Origin of the sequence: Burkholderia sp. DN3021 (assembly GCF_049805555.1) — a bacterium.
Lineage (GTDB): Bacteria > Pseudomonadota > Gammaproteobacteria > Burkholderiales > Burkholderiaceae > Burkholderia > Burkholderia pyrrocinia_C.
This window is the reverse complement of record NZ_JBNCAB010000019.1, coordinates 65245-79966: the sequence shown is the minus strand read 5'-3', so window position 1 is coordinate 79966 and position 14722 is coordinate 65245. Positions and strand designations below refer to the sequence as shown.

19 protein-coding genes, 1 tRNA gene and 1 pseudogene are annotated in these 14722 nt (G+C 67.6%); 10 read left to right on the top strand and 11 right to left on the bottom strand.

The annotated features are described in order from the left end of the window. Window positions 1-140 precede the first annotated feature (140 nt). Window positions 141-1448 carry an urea ABC transporter substrate-binding protein gene (gene urtA, locus ACPUER_RS12715; protein ID WP_175962584.1) on the bottom strand — a complete coding sequence of 436 codons (1308 nt, stop codon included), beginning with the start codon at window positions 1446-1448 and terminating at the stop codon, window positions 141-143. Window positions 1449-1687: 239 nt separating this feature from the next. On the opposite strand from urtA, the gene ACPUER_RS12710 reads away from it, so the two are divergent. After that, on the top strand, window positions 1688-1810 hold the full coding sequence (locus ACPUER_RS12710; RefSeq protein WP_425131269.1) for a hypothetical protein: 123 nt from the start codon (window positions 1688-1690) through the stop codon (window positions 1808-1810). 106 nt (window positions 1811-1916) lie between these two features. On the opposite strand, the gene ACPUER_RS12705 is transcribed toward ACPUER_RS12710, so the two are convergent. From ACPUER_RS12705 to hemN, 4 genes are all read right to left on the bottom strand, one after another. Further along, the gene (locus ACPUER_RS12705; protein ID WP_175962585.1) at window positions 1917-2240 is read right to left on the bottom strand and encodes a rhodanese-like domain-containing protein; all 324 of its coding nucleotides are present in this window, start codon (window positions 2238-2240) and stop codon (window positions 1917-1919) included. Window positions 2241-2254: 14 nt separating this feature from the next. Beyond that, on the bottom strand, window positions 2255-2911 hold the full coding sequence (locus ACPUER_RS12700) for a protein-L-isoaspartate O-methyltransferase family protein (protein ID WP_175962586.1): 657 nt from the start codon (window positions 2909-2911) through the stop codon (window positions 2255-2257). A 104-nt stretch (window positions 2912-3015) separates the two neighbouring features. Then, window positions 3016-3273: a hypothetical protein gene (locus ACPUER_RS12695; protein ID WP_425131268.1), complete on the bottom strand. Its 258-nt coding sequence runs from the start codon at window positions 3271-3273 to the stop codon at window positions 3016-3018. 84 nt (window positions 3274-3357) lie between these two features. Further along, on the bottom strand, window positions 3358-4749 hold the full coding sequence (gene hemN, locus ACPUER_RS12690; protein ID WP_425131267.1) for an oxygen-independent coproporphyrinogen III oxidase: 1392 nt from the start codon (window positions 4747-4749) through the stop codon (window positions 3358-3360). Between the two features lie 173 nt (window positions 4750-4922). On the opposite strand from hemN, the gene ACPUER_RS12685 reads away from it, so the two are divergent. The 3 genes from ACPUER_RS12685 to ACPUER_RS12675 all read left to right on the top strand — a co-directional run bounded on the left by ACPUER_RS12685 (window position 4923) and on the right by ACPUER_RS12675 (window position 6872). Next, window positions 4923-5240, top strand: a complete 318-nt coding sequence (locus ACPUER_RS12685) for a YkgJ family cysteine cluster protein (protein ID WP_425131283.1) — start codon at window positions 4923-4925, stop codon at window positions 5238-5240. A 144-nt stretch (window positions 5241-5384) separates the two neighbouring features. Beyond that, on the top strand, window positions 5385-5966 hold the full coding sequence (locus tag ACPUER_RS12680) for a DUF1439 domain-containing protein (RefSeq protein ID WP_310137197.1): 582 nt from the start codon (window positions 5385-5387) through the stop codon (window positions 5964-5966). Window positions 5967-6041: 75 nt separating this feature from the next. Beyond that, window positions 6042-6872: an undecaprenyl-diphosphate phosphatase gene (locus tag ACPUER_RS12675; protein WP_175962590.1), complete on the top strand. Its 831-nt coding sequence runs from the start codon at window positions 6042-6044 to the stop codon at window positions 6870-6872. 113 nt (window positions 6873-6985) lie between these two features. Here ACPUER_RS12675 and trmB read toward each other — a convergent pair whose 3' ends face one another. Together trmB and ACPUER_RS12665 are read right to left on the bottom strand one after the other, a co-directional pair. Beyond that, window positions 6986-7753, bottom strand: coding sequence for a tRNA (guanosine(46)-N7)-methyltransferase TrmB (gene trmB, locus ACPUER_RS12670; RefSeq protein ID WP_072436148.1), 768 nt, complete (start codon window positions 7751-7753; stop codon window positions 6986-6988). Window positions 7754-7885: 132 nt separating this feature from the next. Beyond that, a tRNA-Gly gene (locus ACPUER_RS12665) sits at window positions 7886-7960 on the bottom strand. Window positions 7961-8286: 326 nt separating this feature from the next. On the opposite strand from ACPUER_RS12665, the gene ACPUER_RS12660 reads away from it, so the two are divergent. Both ACPUER_RS12660 and ACPUER_RS12655 read left to right on the top strand, forming a co-directional pair. Then, window positions 8287-8631, top strand: a complete 345-nt coding sequence (locus tag ACPUER_RS12660) for a cupin domain-containing protein (RefSeq protein ID WP_047900015.1) — start codon at window positions 8287-8289, stop codon at window positions 8629-8631. 406 nt (window positions 8632-9037) lie between these two features. Further along, window positions 9038-10198: an enolase C-terminal domain-like protein gene (locus tag ACPUER_RS12655; RefSeq protein WP_425131266.1), complete on the top strand. Its 1161-nt coding sequence runs from the start codon at window positions 9038-9040 to the stop codon at window positions 10196-10198. Here the strand turns inward: ACPUER_RS12655 and ACPUER_RS12650 are convergent. After that, window positions 10184-10357 carry a LysE family transporter gene (locus ACPUER_RS12650; protein ID WP_310137180.1) on the bottom strand — a complete coding sequence of 58 codons (174 nt, stop codon included), beginning with the start codon at window positions 10355-10357 and terminating at the stop codon, window positions 10184-10186. The two genes, ACPUER_RS12655 and ACPUER_RS12650, sit on opposite strands and share 15 nt — an antisense overlap. Window positions 10358-10369: 12 nt before the next feature. On the opposite strand from ACPUER_RS12650, the pseudogene ACPUER_RS12645 reads away from it, so the two are divergent. Beyond that, window positions 10370-10462, top strand: a pseudogene (locus ACPUER_RS12645) (methylmalonyl-CoA decarboxylase); the annotation flags it as partial. Between the two features lie 50 nt (window positions 10463-10512). Here ACPUER_RS12645 and ACPUER_RS12640 read toward each other — a convergent pair. The 3 genes from ACPUER_RS12640 to ACPUER_RS12630 form a co-directional block, all read right to left on the bottom strand. Then, on the bottom strand, window positions 10513-11055 hold the full coding sequence (locus ACPUER_RS12640) for a chromate transporter (RefSeq protein WP_425131265.1): 543 nt from the start codon (window positions 11053-11055) through the stop codon (window positions 10513-10515). Then, window positions 11052-11663 carry a chromate transporter gene (locus ACPUER_RS12635; RefSeq protein WP_175962596.1) on the bottom strand — a complete coding sequence of 204 codons (612 nt, stop codon included), beginning with the start codon at window positions 11661-11663 and terminating at the stop codon, window positions 11052-11054. Before ACPUER_RS12635 ends, ACPUER_RS12640 begins: the two co-directional genes overlap by 4 nt. A gap of 156 nt (window positions 11664-11819) precedes the next feature. Next, window positions 11820-12575 (bottom strand): DeoR/GlpR family DNA-binding transcription regulator, encoded by a 756-nt coding sequence (locus tag ACPUER_RS12630; RefSeq protein ID WP_425131264.1) that lies wholly within the window; start codon window positions 12573-12575, stop codon window positions 11820-11822. A gap of 81 nt (window positions 12576-12656) precedes the next feature. Between ACPUER_RS12630 and ACPUER_RS12625 the strand changes: the two genes are divergently transcribed. The 3 genes from ACPUER_RS12625 (at window position 12657) to ACPUER_RS12615 (ending at window position 14696) form a co-directional block, all read left to right on the top strand. Next, a complete protein-coding gene (locus ACPUER_RS12625; RefSeq protein ID WP_175962598.1) occupies window positions 12657-13256 on the top strand; it encodes an NUDIX domain-containing protein in 600 nt (199 codons plus the stop codon). After that, on the top strand, window positions 13253-13633 hold the full coding sequence (locus tag ACPUER_RS12620) for a DUF4406 domain-containing protein (RefSeq protein ID WP_425131263.1): 381 nt from the start codon (window positions 13253-13255) through the stop codon (window positions 13631-13633). The genes ACPUER_RS12625 and ACPUER_RS12620 overlap by 4 nt, the downstream gene beginning before the upstream one ends. A gap of 196 nt (window positions 13634-13829) precedes the next feature. Continuing rightward, window positions 13830-14696 (top strand): SIR2 family NAD-dependent protein deacylase, encoded by an 867-nt coding sequence (locus ACPUER_RS12615; protein WP_425131262.1) that lies wholly within the window; start codon window positions 13830-13832, stop codon window positions 14694-14696. Window positions 14697-14722 lie beyond the last annotated feature (26 nt).

Below are 14722 nucleotides of genomic sequence, written 5' to 3'. Positions count from 1 at the left end.
GGAAATCCTGTCGGGCGTGGGGAAGCGGATTCATGCGGCGATGCGCCGGCGCGTGCGGTTCGTCGCCGCAAGCGCGGCCGGCGCATCCGCACCTGCATGCGAGCGGCACGTCACGCCGGTGCGCGACGCGCCGCACCGCGTCAGGCCAGCGCCGCGCGCTGCCGGCGCAGGAACGCGGGGATCGACGAGACGATATCCGGCTTGCCCTGGTTGCCTGCGATGAACGGGCTCCACGGCTGCGCGCGCACCGCGGTCTTCGTCTTCCACACGACGTTGAATTGCCCGTCGCCGCGGATTTCGCCGATCATCACCGGCTTGTGCAGATGATGGTTGCCGTCCATCGCGAGCGTGAAGCCCGATGGTGCGGCGACGGTCTGGCCGATCATCGCGACGCGCACCTTGTCGACGTCGGTGCTCTTCGCCTTTTCGACGGCCTGCTTCCACATATGGATGCCCACGTAGGTCGCTTCCATCGGGTCGTTGGTCACGCGCTTCGTGCCGCCCGGCAGGTTGTTCGCCTTCACCCATGCGGCGAACTGGTCCTTGAACTTCGTGTTGGTCGGGTTCTTCACCGACATGAAGTAGTTCCACGCGGCGAGATGGCCGACGAGCGGCTTCGTGTCGATCCCGCGCAGTTCCTCCTCGCCGACCGAGAACGCGACGACCGGCACGTCGGTCGCCTTGATGCCCTGGTTGCCGAGCTCCTTGTAGAACGGCACGTTCGAGTCGCCGTTGATCGTCGAGATCACGGTCGTCTTGCCGCCCTGCGAGAAGGTCTTGATGTTCGCGACGATGGTCTGGTAATCGCTGTGGCCGAACGGCGTGTAGACCTCCTGAATATCGGCGTCCTTCACGCCCTTCGATTTCAGGAACGCGCGCAGGATCTTGTTGGTCGTGCGCGGATACACATAGTCGGTGCCGAGCAAGAAGAAGCGTTTCGCGCCGCCGCCTTCCGCGCTCATCAGGTACTCGACGGCCGGAATTGCCTGCTGGTTCGGCGCGGCGCCCGTGTAGAACACGTTGCGCGACATTTCCTCGCCTTCGTACTGCACCGGGTAGTAGAGCAGCCCGTTCAGTTCCTCGAACACCGGCAGCACGGACTTGCGCGACACCGACGTCCAGCAGCCGAACACGCAAGCGACCTTGTCCTGCGTGAGCAACTGCCGCGCCTTCTCGGCGAACAGCGGCCAGTTCGACGCGGGATCGACCACCACGGGCTCGAGCTTGCGGCCCATCACGCCGCCGCTCTTGTTGATGTCGGCGATCGTCATCAGCGCGGTGTCCTTCAGCGACGTCTCCGAGATCGCCATCGTGCCCGACAGCGAGTGCAGGATGCCGACCTTGATCGGGCCGGTGCCCGCATCGGCCGCGTGCGCGAACGGGCTCTTGCCCGCCAGCGCGAGCGCGCCGGCCATCGAACCGAACTTCAACAGACTGCGACGTTTCATCGGGTTCCCCTTGACGTGTTGGATGTGCGTGCGCCGTGGCGGCGCCGGCCATCAGGTAACGCAAGGCATGTGCCAGTCCGCATGCATGCACGCCGGACGTGCCGGTGCGGGCGAACGCGCGGTGCGCGTGACGCTTCGTGCGGCATCAATGGGCCGTTGCGGTGCAGGTTCGCGGGCGCAAATGGTGCACGGACGCGCTTCACCGTTCCGGTGCCTGCACGCGCTACCGGAACGGCGCGATGGAGCGCCATACGGACGATACGGGCGACATCCCCGCGTTCTCGCCGCCGCTCGTCATCGGCGACGCGCAGATTGCCGGGCTGTTCGCGATCGTCGCCGATGCGCAGAGGGAAACGGGGTAGGGCGGGGAAAGCGAAACGGGCGCGCCATGCGCGCCCGTTCGGCGGATCGTGTGGCCGGCGCGGTGCCGGTCACCGTATGGCGGCGCGCGATGCGCCGCCGGAGAGATCAGTAACGCGGCACGGACGGATCGACGTCGCGCGACCACGCGTCGATCCCGCCTTGCAGGTTGTACAGCTTCGTGAAGCCGCGCGATTCGAGGAACATCGCGACCTGCGCGCTGCGCATTCCGTGATGGCACACGCAGACGATTTCCGTTTCGTCGTCGAGCTCTTCGCTGCGCGCGGGAATCTGCTGCATCGGGATCGATATGCTGCCGGCGATCTGCGCGGTCGCGATTTCCCACGGCTCGCGCACGTCGAGCACGACCGGCGCGGGGCGCGCCGTATCGCCGAGCCATTCCGCGAGCATTGCGGGCGTCAGGATCTGCATGGAGGCTCCGCCGCTCAGAACTTGAAGCGCGACGGCTCGATCGCGTTGACGAGGTGGTCGATGTAGGTTTCGAACACGTCGGCGACGCGGTATTGCGTGTCGTCGATGCGCGTGATGATCTGCGCCTTCATCACCGGACGGCCGCCGACGAATGCCGACAGGCGGCCGCCGACCTTCAGCTGTTCGAGCATTTCCTGCGGCACGACAGGCAGGCCGCCCGCGACGCAGATCACGTCGTACGGCGCCTTGCCGGCCCAGCCGCGCGAACCGTCGCCGAGCACGACTTCCGCGTTGGTCACGCCGTCGTTGCGAAGGTTGTCTTCCGCGAACTTCGCGATCGCCGGATCGATCTCGACGGCCGTCACCTGCTGCGCGCGATGCGCGAACAGCGCGGCCAGGTAGCCCGAGCCCGCGCCGATCAGCAGCACGTTTTCGTGCTTCTTGACCGTCAGCTCCTGCAGCACACGCGCTTCGACGCGCGGGAACAGCATCTTGCTGCGGCCGCCGGGCAGCGGCAGTTCGAGATCGGCGAACGCGAGATCGCGGTATTCGGGCTGAACGTAGTTTTCACGCTTGACGATCGACAGCAGGCCCAGGACGTCCAGATCCAGCACGTCCCACGGCCGGATCTGCTGTTCGATCATGTTGAAACGAGCGTTTTCGATATTCATGGTGTGGTCATGCAGCCTGGTCGGCCATCAGCGGGGGTAGATAAACTACGCGATTGTACCAAACAGGGCGGCGGTCAAGCCTTCAGGCAGCCTGCAACGGACCTTTACCCTTTGCTCTTCTTGATCTGCGCCTCGAAAGCGAGGTCGAGCTTGCTCGCCTTGCGCGGCTTTTTGGGGCCGAATTCGTCGACGAACTTGACGAACGCGTCGAGCGGCAGCGGCTCGCAGCGCTTCTCGGCGGTGCCGCCGGAGCGGTCGACGAGATAGAACAGGCCGCCCGCCATCGCGACGGCCGCGAATTGCGGGTTGCCGGAGCGGGTCTTCAGGCGTTCGACCGCGTGGGTCGCTTTGGTGGTGCGCATCGTGCGGGTTCTGGCGGAGCGGAAGCCTCACACTGTAGCAAACCGGCGGCACGCCCGCGTGCGGCCGCCGGTTTGGCGCCGGCGCTAGACCGTGCGCGAGTAGCGCTGTCGAGACGTCTGGCCGAGATACGCGTCGAACGCCATCGCGATGTTGCGCACGACCATCCGGCCGGCCGGATGGATCGTCAGGCGCTCGCGCGCGATCGTCAGCAGCCCGTCGCGCTCGAACGGGCGCAGTGCGTCGAGCTCGCGCGCGAAATGATCGGCGAAGCGGATGCCGTGCGCGGCCTCGACATGCGAAAACGGCAGTTCGAGGTTGCACATCAGTTGCGTGATCACGTCGCGGCGCAGCCGGTCGTCGGGCGTGAGCCGCACGCCGCGCACGATCGGCAGCCGGCCCGCGTCGAGCGCGGCGCCGTACGCGGGCAGATCCTTCGCGTTCTGCGCGTACACGTCGCCGACCTTGCCGATCGACGACACGCCGAAACCGACGAGGTCGGTATCCGCGCGCGTGCTGTAGCCCTGGAAATTGCGCTGCAGCGTGCCGTTCTGTTGTGCTCGCACGAGCTCGTCGGACGGCCGCGCGAAGTGGTCCATCCCGATGTACACGTAGCCGGCCGACGTCAGCATGTCGATCGCGAGGCCGAGCAGCGCGATGCGCGTTTCGGGCGGCGGCAGCGTCGCATCGTCGATCTGCCGCTGCATCTTGAACAGGTGCGGCATGTGCGCGTAGCCGAACACCGACAGCCGGTCGGGCGCGAGTTCGATGATCGTCTCGAGCGTGCGCGCGAACACGGCGACCGTCTGGTGCGGCAGCCCGTAGATCAGGTCGACGCTGACCGAATGGAAGCCCGTCGCGCGCGCGGCGGCGAGCAGGTCGGCCGTCATCGCGAGCGGCTGGATGCGGTTGATCGCCTGCTGCACGACCGGATCGAAATCCTGCACGCCGAGGCTCAGCCGGTTGAAGCCGATCGTGCGCAGGTGCACGAGCGTCGCGGGCGTGACCGTGCGCGGGTCGATCTCGATCGAGAACTCGGCGTCGGCGTCCGGCGCGAGCGCGAAGTGCTCGCGGGTGGCCGCCATCAGCTCGGCCGTTTCGTCGTCGGAAAGAAAGGTCGGCGTGCCGCCGCCCCAGTGCAGTTGCGTGACCGGGCGGGCCGGATCGAACAGCGCGGCCTGCAGCGCCATCTCGCGCTTGAGCTGGTCGAGATACGGGCGCGCGCGGCGGCGGTTGTTGGTCGCGATCTTGTTGCAGCCGCAGTAGAAGCACGCGGTGTTGCAGAACGGGATGTGGAAATACAGCGACAGCTCGCTCGACGACGCGCCGGGGTCGCCGGCCGCGCGCACGTAGTCGGCCGGGTCGAAATCGTCGCGGAACTGCAGCGCGGTGGGGTACGACGTATAGCGCGGCCCGTTCGCGCCATATTTCGTGAGCAAATCGGGACGGAACATTATGTCGGCAGAACCGGAGCTCATGATGGTCTCGCGCTTTTTAGATGCTTTCGAGTATATAAACGCGCGATTCGGCTGCATTGCGTAATAACGTCGCAGCCGGCGATGGCACAATGCGGGGTGGGCTGCCGGACGCCGCGTCCGGTTGCCGCACCGTTTTTTTGTTGTTCGTTCGAGAGAGCCGAGTGTCCGTCGAAATGCCTGTCCGCCCGGCACCCGCCGATGTCCTGCCGCCGCACGCGTGCCGCGAGGGCTGCGGCGCGTGCTGCATCGCGCCGTCGATTTCCAGCCCGATTCCGGGCATGCCCGACGGCAAGCCGGCCGGCGTGCGCTGCGTGCAGCTCGGCGACGACCTGCGCTGCCGGATCTTCGGCCGGCCCGAGCGTCCCGCGTGCTGCTCGGGGCTGCAGCCGTCCGCCGACATGTGCGGCGCATCGCGCGACGACGCGCTCGCGTGGCTTACGCGCCTCGAGGTCGCGACGCAGCCGTCGCCGCGTGGCGGCATGGGGCGGTAGCGGATTGCCGGCCGCGTTCGACGCGAATACGACGCATGGAACCCGCGGCGCGGGTTGAAGCACTAACTCCGGTCGATTGCCCGGCATGGGCGCAGCGCCGACAGCCCGATCGCCGCTGCGCCGGATACAGGAGATTGTTCAAGCATGACCGCACCTCGCGCGCCCGGCCGGCGCCGTTTTCTCGCCGCAACCGTCGGCGCCATCGGCGTGACGCTGTCGCTCGCCGCGTGCGCGTCGACATTCCCGTTCATCCCCGATCACTACACGTTCTCGCGCGGCGACGTGCAGAAAGCCGTCGCACGCAAGTTCCCGTATCAGAAGACGGTCGCGCAGGTCGTCGACGTGTCGCTCGCGAACCCGGCCGTCAACCTGCTGCCGGACCAGAACCGCGTCGCCGTGCAGCTCGACGCGAATTTCGCGAGCCCGTTCCTGCGCGCGCCCGTCAGCGGCAAGTTCACCGTGTCGGGCCAGCTCGCGTACGACGCGCCGAGCCGCTCGGTCGTGCTGAAGGCGCCGGCCGTCGACAGCCTCGTGCTCGACGGCGACGCGCAGATGTATGCGCAGCAGGTCGGCGCGGCCGCCGGCCTGCTCGCGACGCAAGTGCTGACCAACTATCCGATCTACACGTTCAAGCCCGAACAACTGCAATTTGCCGGAGTGAACTACGAACCCGGTACAATTACGATTCTTACAAACGGCATACGCGTGGCGATCGTCGAAAAATGACGTCAAGCCGCGCGGCCGAGCGGGCCGCGCGGCAACCTGGCCCTTCCTTTCGACCATTTCGGAGTTGGGCCACGGATGGACTGGATCCTGATCTGCAAGGCATTGATCCTCGGCGTCGTCGAGGGGCTGACGGAATTCCTGCCGGTGTCGAGCACCGGTCACCTGATCGTCGCGGGCAGCTTCCTGAATTTCAACGATTCGCACGCGAAAACCTTCGACGTCGTGATCCAGTTCGGTGCGATCCTCGCGGTTTGCTGGGAGTACCGGCAACGGATCGTATCGATCGTCTCCGGGCTGCCGGGCCGGCCCGACGCGCGGCGCTTCACGCTGAACGTCGTGATCGCGACGATTCCCGCGATCGCGCTCGGCCTCCTGTTCGAGAAGAAGATCAAGGCCGTGCTGTTCTCGCCGGTGCCCGTCGCGTTCGCGCTCGTCGTGGGCGGCGCGATCATCCTGTGGGCCGAGGCGCGGCAGCGCGAGCGCGGCGAGCCGCCGCGCGTGATGTCGGTCGATGCGCTGACGCCGCTCGATGCGCTGAAGGTCGGCATCGCGCAGTGCTTCGCGTTGATTCCCGGCATGTCGCGGTCGGGCTCGACGATCATCGGCGGGATGCTGTTCGGCCTCGACCGGCGCGTCGCCACCGAATTCTCGTTCTTCCTCGCGATTCCGATCATCTTCGGCGCGACGCTCTACGAAACCGTCAAGGACTGGCAGGCGTTCACCGTCGATTCGCTCGGCCTGTTCGCACTCGGGCTCGTCGCCGCGTTCGTCAGCGCGTTCGTGTGCGTGCGCTGGCTGCTGCGCTACGTCGCGACGCACGATTTCACAGTGTTCGCGTGGTACCGGATCGCGTTCGGGCTGTTCGTGCTGCTGGTCGGGTACAGCGGCTGGCTGAACTGGGCGTGATGCAGATACGGAGGCGGGCGCGCTTCCGATAAAAAACGGCCCGATCGGCAGATGCCGGTCGGGCCGTTTTGTCGTCCGGGGCGGCGCGACGTGCGCCGCCTCAGTGGAATGGCTCAGCCTGCGCGCTTGCGGAACACCAGGTCCCACACGCCGTGGCCGAGCCGCAGCCCGCGCCGTTCGAACTTCGTCACCGGGCGATAGTCGGGGCGCGGCGCATAGTCGGCGGCCGTGTTTTCGAGCGTCGGCTCCGCGCCGAGCACTTCCAGCATCTGTTCCGCGTAGTTCTGCCAGTCGGTCGCACAGTGAATGTACGCACCGGGCTTCAGGCGCGACGCGAGATGCGCGACGAGCGGCGGCTGGATCAGCCGGCGCTTGTGGTGGCGCGCCTTGTGCCACGGATCGGGGAAGAAGATATGCACGCCGTCGAGGCTTTCCGGCGCGAGCATGTGCTCGAGCACTTCGACCGCGTCGTGCTGGATGATGCGGATGTTCGACAGGTTCTGCTCGCCGATCAGCTTCAGCAGCGCGCCGACTCCCGGCTCGTGCACCTCGACGCCGAGGAAGTCGTCGCCGGGGCGGTTCGCGGCGATTTCCGCGGTCGATGCGCCCATTCCGAAGCCGATCTCGAGGATGCGCGGCGCGCTGCGGCCGAACACCGCGTTCCAGTCGGGCATCTCCGGCGCATACGGGACGACGAAGCGCGGGCCGAGTTCGTCGAGCGCGCGGCGCTGGCCGGTCGACACGCGGCCGGCGCGCGTGACGAAGCTGCGGATGCGGCGGTGGTGCAGCGGATTGACTTCGTCGGCGCCGTCGGCGGCTTCGTCGGGAATGGCGTCGTCGTGCGGCGGCAGGCCGGCTTCGTTCGGATCGTCGTGCATCATCGGTACAGAGAAAGGCTTTGTTGCGGGCGAAGGCCCGTTGCGCTCAGCAGTGCGCCGGGGAACCGGCACATGGTACAAAAAAGCCGCCTTCGACGAGGCGGCTTTTGCGCAGGCTGCGATGCAGCCGGAAAGTGGAGCGGGCGATGGGAATCGAACCCACGTCATCAGCTTGGGAAGCTGAGGTAATGGCCATTATACGACGCCCGCAGAACGGCGGATTGTACAGGGTTTGGCGTGGGGATGGCAAGCGGGTGGTTTGGGGCGGTGGCAGCGAAACTGGCATGGCTGGATTGTGGGGCGGTGGCGCGTCGCCGAGAATGGTCGTCAACGATCGGCCAAAAACGGTCCGTCAACGCAATTTGCTCGATTGGTTGAAGCCGCAAATCTGGGGCCATTCCGCCGAGCCAGGGGGGAAGCACGCTTGCAGGCGAGTCGGTGTCGAAAATAGACGAGTCGGTGTCGGAAGCATACAAGCCCCGGTAACGCTTCCGAACTAACGTGACGGATCACTTACCCGATCGTTTGGAGCTGACATGTCCGATTTCATCACCGTTTTGCGCGAAACCTGCCCGACTCCGGTCCTTGACGCGACCAAGTGGAAGCGCATCGGCGGCGATCCGCACACCGTGAACCTCAACGCTTACGTCTCCAAGGACGGCAGCAAGATCATGGGCACCTGGATCTGCACCCCGGGCAAGTTCGAGGTGAACTACGAGAAATGGGAGTTCTGCCATTTCCTCGACGGCTACTGCATCATCACGCCGGAAGGCGAGGAGTCGGTGCACCTGAAAGCCGGCGATGTGTTCGTGATCGAACCCGGCATGAAAGGAACCTGGGAAGTGGTGGAGACGGTGCGCAAGTACTTCGTCTTCGCCTGAGCGGGTTTGTAGATTCGACCACGCATATCGTCGTCGTCCGGATACCTTCCCGGTTCGCGGCCTATGTCATCGCGGCCCTTGCATGTTGCAAGGGCCCATACACATTTAAAACAAGATGACGCCCGCAGAACACGTGATTCGATACGGAACCACACCGAAATGGCAACGGGACGATTCTGACCGGTTGAACGGCTGCCGTGTTCGCCATATCGGTTCGCGGCATCTTCACCGTGATCCAGGCCGACTTCTCGGCGACCGTACAGCCGCGGCGGCGCGATCGCCGACACCGGTAACGAACGCCCGCAACCGGCCGCGCCAGCGCCTATGATGCAGCAGTCCGCCCACCGTTCCAGCGACAGCGCGTGAGAACCATCCGCATGCGCCGGACGCCCACCGGAACCCGACCATGCGCATCACCGCCATCCGCGAGCAACCGATCCCAGTCTCTCGCTACGCCGACCCGGCCATTCCCTCCGGCGGCCTGACGACGAGTGTCGTCGCGGTCGTCACCGACGTCGTGCGCGACGGCCGCCCCGTGACGGGCTACGGCTACGCATCGGTCGGCCGTTTCGCGCAGGGCGGCCTGATTCGCGAACGGTTCGCGCCGCGCCTGCTGGCCGCGGCCGACACGCTCGCCGACGAAGCCGGCACCAACCTCGACCCGTTCCGCGCATGGCGCGCGATGATGGCTGGCGAAAAACCCGGCGGACACGGCGAACGATGCGTCGCGGTCGGCACGCTCGACATGGCGATCTGGGACGCCGCCGCGAAAATCGCCAACCTGCCGCTTCATCGCTTTCTCGCCGACCGGCTCGCACGCACGGCAGCGCCATGCGTGCGCGTGTACGCGGGCGGTGGCTACCGCTATCCGCATGACGATCTCGCGTGCCTGTCGGACGAGATGCGCCGCATCGCCGATCTCGGCTACACGCATGCGAAGATCAAGATCGGCGGCGCGGATCTCGATCAGGACCGACGACGCATCGAAGCCGCCGCTGCCCAACTCGCCGACAGTTCGCATCTCGCGGTCGATGCGATGAACACATACGACGCGACGACCGTGCAAGCCGCCGCGACGATGCTCGCGCCGTTCGACCTCTGGTGGTTCGAGGACATCTGCGACCCGCTCGACCTACCGCTCCAAGCGGAGCTTGCCGCGCGATACTCACCGCCGATCGCGGCCGGCGAAGCGCTGTTCTCACTCGCGGAAGCGAAGCTGCTCGACCGCTACGGCGGCCTGCGCAACGACCGCGACGTGCTCGTGTTCGATCCGGTGCATTGCTACGGGCTGCCGGGCTATCTGCAGATCGTCGACCACTTCGTGTCGCGCGGCTGGCGGCGCGACGCGTTCTGGCCGCACGGCGGCCACCTGTTTTCGCTGCACGTCGTTGCGGCGCTCGGGCTCGGCGGCGCGGAAGTCAATCCGTTCGCGTTCCATCCGTTCAGCGGACTGGCCGATGGCGAAACCGTCGACGTCGGCTACGCACGCGTACCGCAAGCACCCGGCATCGGCTTCGAACTGCATGCCGACGCGCACAACGCGTTTCGCAAGCTATCGGGCCGCTGACGCCTGAAGCGCATCAAGCGCGAAACGCACCGCGAAGCCGAGCATCATCGCCGCGACGAAGAAATCGAGCACACGCCACGCGAGCACGCGAGCGAACCACGCGCGGCACGCACGCGCGCCATAGGCGAGCATCAGGAACCACGCGAGCGAAGCCGTCATCGTGCCAATGGCGAACTGCGCCGGCATGCGTGCGAAGGCGCGGATTTCGACGAAGGGCTGCGTGCGTTTGCGGAGCGGCGCGCGCCGGTGTTTCGCGGCGTCTAGGCGTTCAGGTGTTCGCGTGGCGCGGCGTTGAGGTGCGACGGCGGTATGCGCTACACGCCGCCGATCGCGTGCACGCCGACGAGCAGCAGCGCGCCCGCCGCGATCAGCAGCAGCGCGTGAATGCGCGAGACCATCACACACAGCGTCGATGCGACCGCGATCGCGCGTGCTGGCCAGCCGCCGTCGAGCGACTGCAGCAGCACCCACACCGACGCGAGGATCATGCCGGCCGCGACCGGACGCAGGCCGGCTTCGAGCGCGATCTGCCAGCGCGCGCCCTGGTGTCGCCGCCACAGGTGCGCGACGCCGTAGATCAGGAACGCGGGCGGGCCGAACAGCGCGAGCGTCGCGATCACCGCGCCCCAGAAGCCGGCCACCTGCCAGCCGATCAGCGTTGCCAGCAGCGAGCCGGGGCCGGGCGCCATCCGCGCGATCGCGAAGTCGTTCACGAACTGCGTGGCGGTCATCCAGTGATGCACGTCGACGATCTGCCGCTGGAGGTCGGCGATGATCGTCTGTCCGCCGCCGATCGTCGCGATCGACAGCGGCGCGAACACGCCGAACAGCGCGGCGTAGCGTTGCGACGCGGTCATGGCTTGTCGCTCCGGGCGGGCGTGATGGCCGCGCGGCGGTATTCGAGCGCGACGCTCAGCGTGCCGCCGATCAGCACGGTCCATACGAGCGGCCAGTGCAGCACCGCAACCGACACGAAGGTGAGCGTCATCACCGCGAACGGCAATGCGCGGCGCGGCAGCCGGCGCACCGCCGTGATCGCCATCGAGATCGACAGCCCGATCGCCGCGGCCGCCGCGCCGGCGAGCGCGACATGCGTGAGCGGGAAGCGCGTGAGGGTCGAGAACGCGACGCCGAACAGCACGATCAGCACGGCCGGCGGCGCGATGATGCCGGTGAAGCCGGCCACCGCGCCGCGCCATCCGGCGAGCCGGTAGCCGATCCAGATCGCGAGGTTCTTCACGTTGACGCCCGGCAGCGCCTGCGACAGCGCGAGGCCGTTGAGGAACGCCTCTTCGTCGAGCCAGCGCCGCTCGTGCACGAAGTCGCGCATCATCCGCCCGCTGAGCCCGCCGCCGAAGCTGGTCAGGCCGATCTGCGCGAACGCGACGAACAGCGCGAGGACGCCGGGCGGCGGCGCATCGCCGGTGGGCGGCGCCGGCGGGGTGGTGGCGGAGGGAGAGGGCATCGTGCGAGCGGCGCGTGGCGATTGGGCGGGCGCCCATGTTAGCAAGCGGCGCCTGTCAGCACGCTGACATCGGTGCGGCGTTGGCGCGACGAAAACCCGTAACCGATCCGATGAGCACGATGCGGCGCGCAACCGCACGGATTCGAACCGGCGCCGCTATGCTCGCACGACCGTCACGCCCGCGGCCTCGATCGGCTTCGTCAGCGCGGCTTCGGTTTCCTTCTCGACCACGACGGTTTGCGCGAGCGTGATGTCGCCGATCACGAACTGCGACGCCGCGCGCAGTTTCGACTGCGACGCGAGCACGACCGTCTCGGCCGCGCGTTCGGCCAGCGCGCGCTTGATCGCCGCTTCCTCGAAATCGCCGGTGCTGAGCCCCGCGACCGGATGCACGCCCGTGACGCCCATGAAGTACAGGTCCGCATGGATGCGCGCGATGCCTTCCATCGCTGCGGCGCCGACCGCGACGATCGAATGCTTGTAGAGCCGCCCGCCGATCAGGATCACGTCGATCGACGGATGCGCGGCCAGCGCGACGGCGACGCTCGGGCTGTGCGTGACGATCGTCGCGCGCAGGTCGGCCGGCAGCTGGCTGACGAGCAGCGCCGACGTCGTGCCGCCGTCGACGATCGCCACTTGCCCGGGCGCGATCATCTGCGCGGCCCGCCTTGCGATGCGCCGCTTTTCCGCCGTTTCGAGCGCCTCGCGCTGCGCGAACGGCGCGACGGCCGGCGACGCCGGCAGCGCGCCGCCATGCACGCGCTGCAGCAGGCCTTCGGCCGCCAGCTCGCGCAGGTCGCGGCGGATCGTGTCTTCGGACACGCCGAATTGCGCGCTCAATTCGACGGCCAGCACCTGGCCGTCGTGCGCGAGCGCGTCGAGGATCGCTTTCTTGCGTTGCGTCGTCAGCATCGTGTTTGCACGAAATTTCTTGAAGTTGCACGAATTTGCACGTTACCATGGGCGCCGTCCTTTGTCGAATGGGAGGCTGCGATGGCTGCAACGCGGGACCGCGTGCGCATCGTCGATACGACGGTGCTGTCCGATGACTGGTATGTGCTGAAGAAGGTGACGTTCGACTTCCTGCGCCGCGACGGAACGTGGCAGCGCCTGAGCCGCGAGACCTACGACCGCGGCAACGGCGCGACCATCCTGCTGCGCAATGCCGGCACGGGCGACGTGCTGCTGACGCGGCAGTTCCGGATGCCGGCGTTCGTCAGCGGGCACGACGGGATGCTGCTCGAGGCCGCTGCCGGCCTGCTCGACGACGCGACGCCCGAAGCACGCATCCGCGCGGAGGCCGAGGAGGAGACCGGCTATCGCGTGCGCGGCGTGCGCAAGGTGTTCGAGGCGTTCATGAGCCCTGGGTCCGTGACGGAGAAGCTGCATTTCTTCGTCGGCGAATACGATGCGTCGCTGCGCACCGGCGACGGCGGCGGCGTCGCGGAAGAGGGCGAGGATCTCGAGGTCGTCGAGATGCCGCTGCAGGCGGCGCTGGACGCGGTCGAGCGCGGCGAGATCGTCGACGCGAAGACGATCATGCTGTTGCAGTACGTCGCGCTGCGGGAAGCCGCCGGCGCGCGTACGGCATGACGCCGCTGCTCGTGCTGGTCGCCGGCCCCTATCGCAGCGGCACGGACGGCGACCCCGCGCGCATCGCCGCGAACCTGCACCGGCTGGAAGCGGCGGCGCTCGCCGTGTATCGCCGCGGGCATGTGCCGATGATCGGCGAGTGGGTGTCGCTGCCGCTCGCGGTCGCGGCCGGGTCGCGGCAGGTCGGCGACGAGATCAGCGAGGCGTTCCTGTATCCGGCCGCGCACCGGCTGCTGCGGCGCTGCGATGCCGTATGGCGGATCGACGGCGTGTCGCGCGGGGCCGACGCGGATGTCAACCTCGCGCGGCGACTCGGCAAGCCGGTCTATTTCGCGATCGACGAGATTCCGGTCGCGCGAGACGATTCGGATCGCTGAGCAGGTGGGGAGGCGGGCGGATCGCGACGTCGCCCGGGCTTCGCTGCGTCGGCTGCAGCGGGAAAAGCCCGGCGCCACGCGGAATCACGACGTTGCGATCGCGTCGTGCCTTTGTATCGCGCATGCTGCTCGGCACCCGAACCGGCGTATGATCGCGACGCCGCCCGCGCACCGTTCGACGTTACCGCCGCCCATCATGCCGTTCCCCGATTCCGACGACTCCACCGCTGCCGCCGCGCAGCTTCCCGCCGATCTCGTCGCTGCCGCCGTTGACGCGCTCGCGCGCGCCGACGCGTTGCTCGTGACGGCCGGCGCGGGCATCGGCGTCGATTCCGGGTTGCCCGATTTTCGCGGCACGGACGGCTTCTGGCGCGCGTATCCGGCGCTGCGCCACGAGCGTTTCGAATTCCACGAGATCGCATCGCCGCACGCGTTCCGTGCGCGTGCGCAACTCGCGTGGGGGTTCTACGGGCACCGTCTCGCGCTTTACCGCGCGACGGTGCCGCATGCGGGATTCGCGATCCTGCGTCGCTGGATCGACGCGATGCCGAATGGCGGCTTCGTGCTGACGAGCAACGTCGACGGCCAGTTCCAGAAAGCCGGCTTCGATCCGACTCGGATCGTCGAGATCCATGGCTCGATTCACGCGATGCAGTGTCTGCGGCCCTGTTCGGACGACACGTGGGACGCGGCGCCGTTCGTGCCGGACGTCGACGAAGCCACCTGCCGGCTGGTCGGCGAAGCGCCGCGCTGCCCGTACTGCGGGGGGCTCGCGAGGCCGAACATCCTGATGTTCGGCGACACCGGCTGGCTCGGCGCGCGCTACGACGCGCAGGAACATGCGCTGGAAGACTGGATTGCGCGGGCCGGGCGCGTCGCCGTGGTCGAGATCGGCGCGGGCACCGCGATTCCGACCGTGCGCCTGTTGAGCGAACGGCTCGGCGCCGACGTGATCCGCATCAACGCGCGCGAAGCGCATGCGCGCCGTGCGGACGTGATCGGGTTGAAGGGCGGTGCGCTGGCGACGCTGACCGCGCTCGACCGCGCATGGCGCGGCGGCTGAACGCCGCGCCGCGGACCGACCGGCGA

Excerpts from the sequence above, each read along its gene's own strand:
- urtA (WP_175962584.1), bottom strand. The coding sequence starts at position 1,448 with ATGAAACGTCGCAGTCTGTTGAAGTTCGGTTCGATGGCCGGCGCGCTC.
- ACPUER_RS12710 (WP_425131269.1), top strand. The coding sequence starts at position 1,688 with ATGGAGCGCCATACGGACGATACGGGCGACATCCCCGCGTTCTCGCCG.
- ACPUER_RS12705 (WP_175962585.1), bottom strand. The coding sequence starts at position 2,240 with ATGCAGATCCTGACGCCCGCAATGCTCGCGGAATGGCTCGGCGATACG.
- ACPUER_RS12700 (WP_175962586.1), bottom strand. The coding sequence starts at position 2,911 with ATGAATATCGAAAACGCTCGTTTCAACATGATCGAACAGCAGATCCGG.
- ACPUER_RS12695 (WP_425131268.1), bottom strand. The coding sequence starts at position 3,273 with ATGCGCACCACCAAAGCGACCCACGCGGTCGAACGCCTGAAGACCCGC.
- hemN (WP_425131267.1), bottom strand. The coding sequence starts at position 4,749 with ATGAGCTCCGGTTCTGCCGACATAATGTTCCGTCCCGATTTGCTCACG.
- ACPUER_RS12685 (WP_425131283.1), top strand. The coding sequence starts at position 4,923 with ATGCCTGTCCGCCCGGCACCCGCCGATGTCCTGCCGCCGCACGCGTGC.
- ACPUER_RS12680 (WP_310137197.1), top strand. The coding sequence starts at position 5,385 with ATGACCGCACCTCGCGCGCCCGGCCGGCGCCGTTTTCTCGCCGCAACC.
- ACPUER_RS12675 (WP_175962590.1), top strand. The coding sequence starts at position 6,042 with ATGGACTGGATCCTGATCTGCAAGGCATTGATCCTCGGCGTCGTCGAG.
- trmB (WP_072436148.1), bottom strand. The coding sequence starts at position 7,753 with ATGATGCACGACGATCCGAACGAAGCCGGCCTGCCGCCGCACGACGAC.
- ACPUER_RS12660 (WP_047900015.1), top strand. The coding sequence starts at position 8,287 with ATGTCCGATTTCATCACCGTTTTGCGCGAAACCTGCCCGACTCCGGTC.
- ACPUER_RS12655 (WP_425131266.1), top strand. The coding sequence starts at position 9,038 with ATGCGCATCACCGCCATCCGCGAGCAACCGATCCCAGTCTCTCGCTAC.
- ACPUER_RS12650 (WP_310137180.1), bottom strand. The coding sequence starts at position 10,357 with ATGACGGCTTCGCTCGCGTGGTTCCTGATGCTCGCCTATGGCGCGCGT.
- ACPUER_RS12640 (WP_425131265.1), bottom strand. The coding sequence starts at position 11,055 with ATGACCGCGTCGCAACGCTACGCCGCGCTGTTCGGCGTGTTCGCGCCG.
- ACPUER_RS12635 (WP_175962596.1), bottom strand. The coding sequence starts at position 11,663 with ATGCCCTCTCCCTCCGCCACCACCCCGCCGGCGCCGCCCACCGGCGAT.
- ACPUER_RS12630 (WP_425131264.1), bottom strand. The coding sequence starts at position 12,575 with ATGCTGACGACGCAACGCAAGAAAGCGATCCTCGACGCGCTCGCGCAC.
- ACPUER_RS12625 (WP_175962598.1), top strand. The coding sequence starts at position 12,657 with ATGGCTGCAACGCGGGACCGCGTGCGCATCGTCGATACGACGGTGCTG.
- ACPUER_RS12620 (WP_425131263.1), top strand. The coding sequence starts at position 13,253 with ATGACGCCGCTGCTCGTGCTGGTCGCCGGCCCCTATCGCAGCGGCACG.
- ACPUER_RS12615 (WP_425131262.1), top strand. The coding sequence starts at position 13,830 with ATGCCGTTCCCCGATTCCGACGACTCCACCGCTGCCGCCGCGCAGCTT.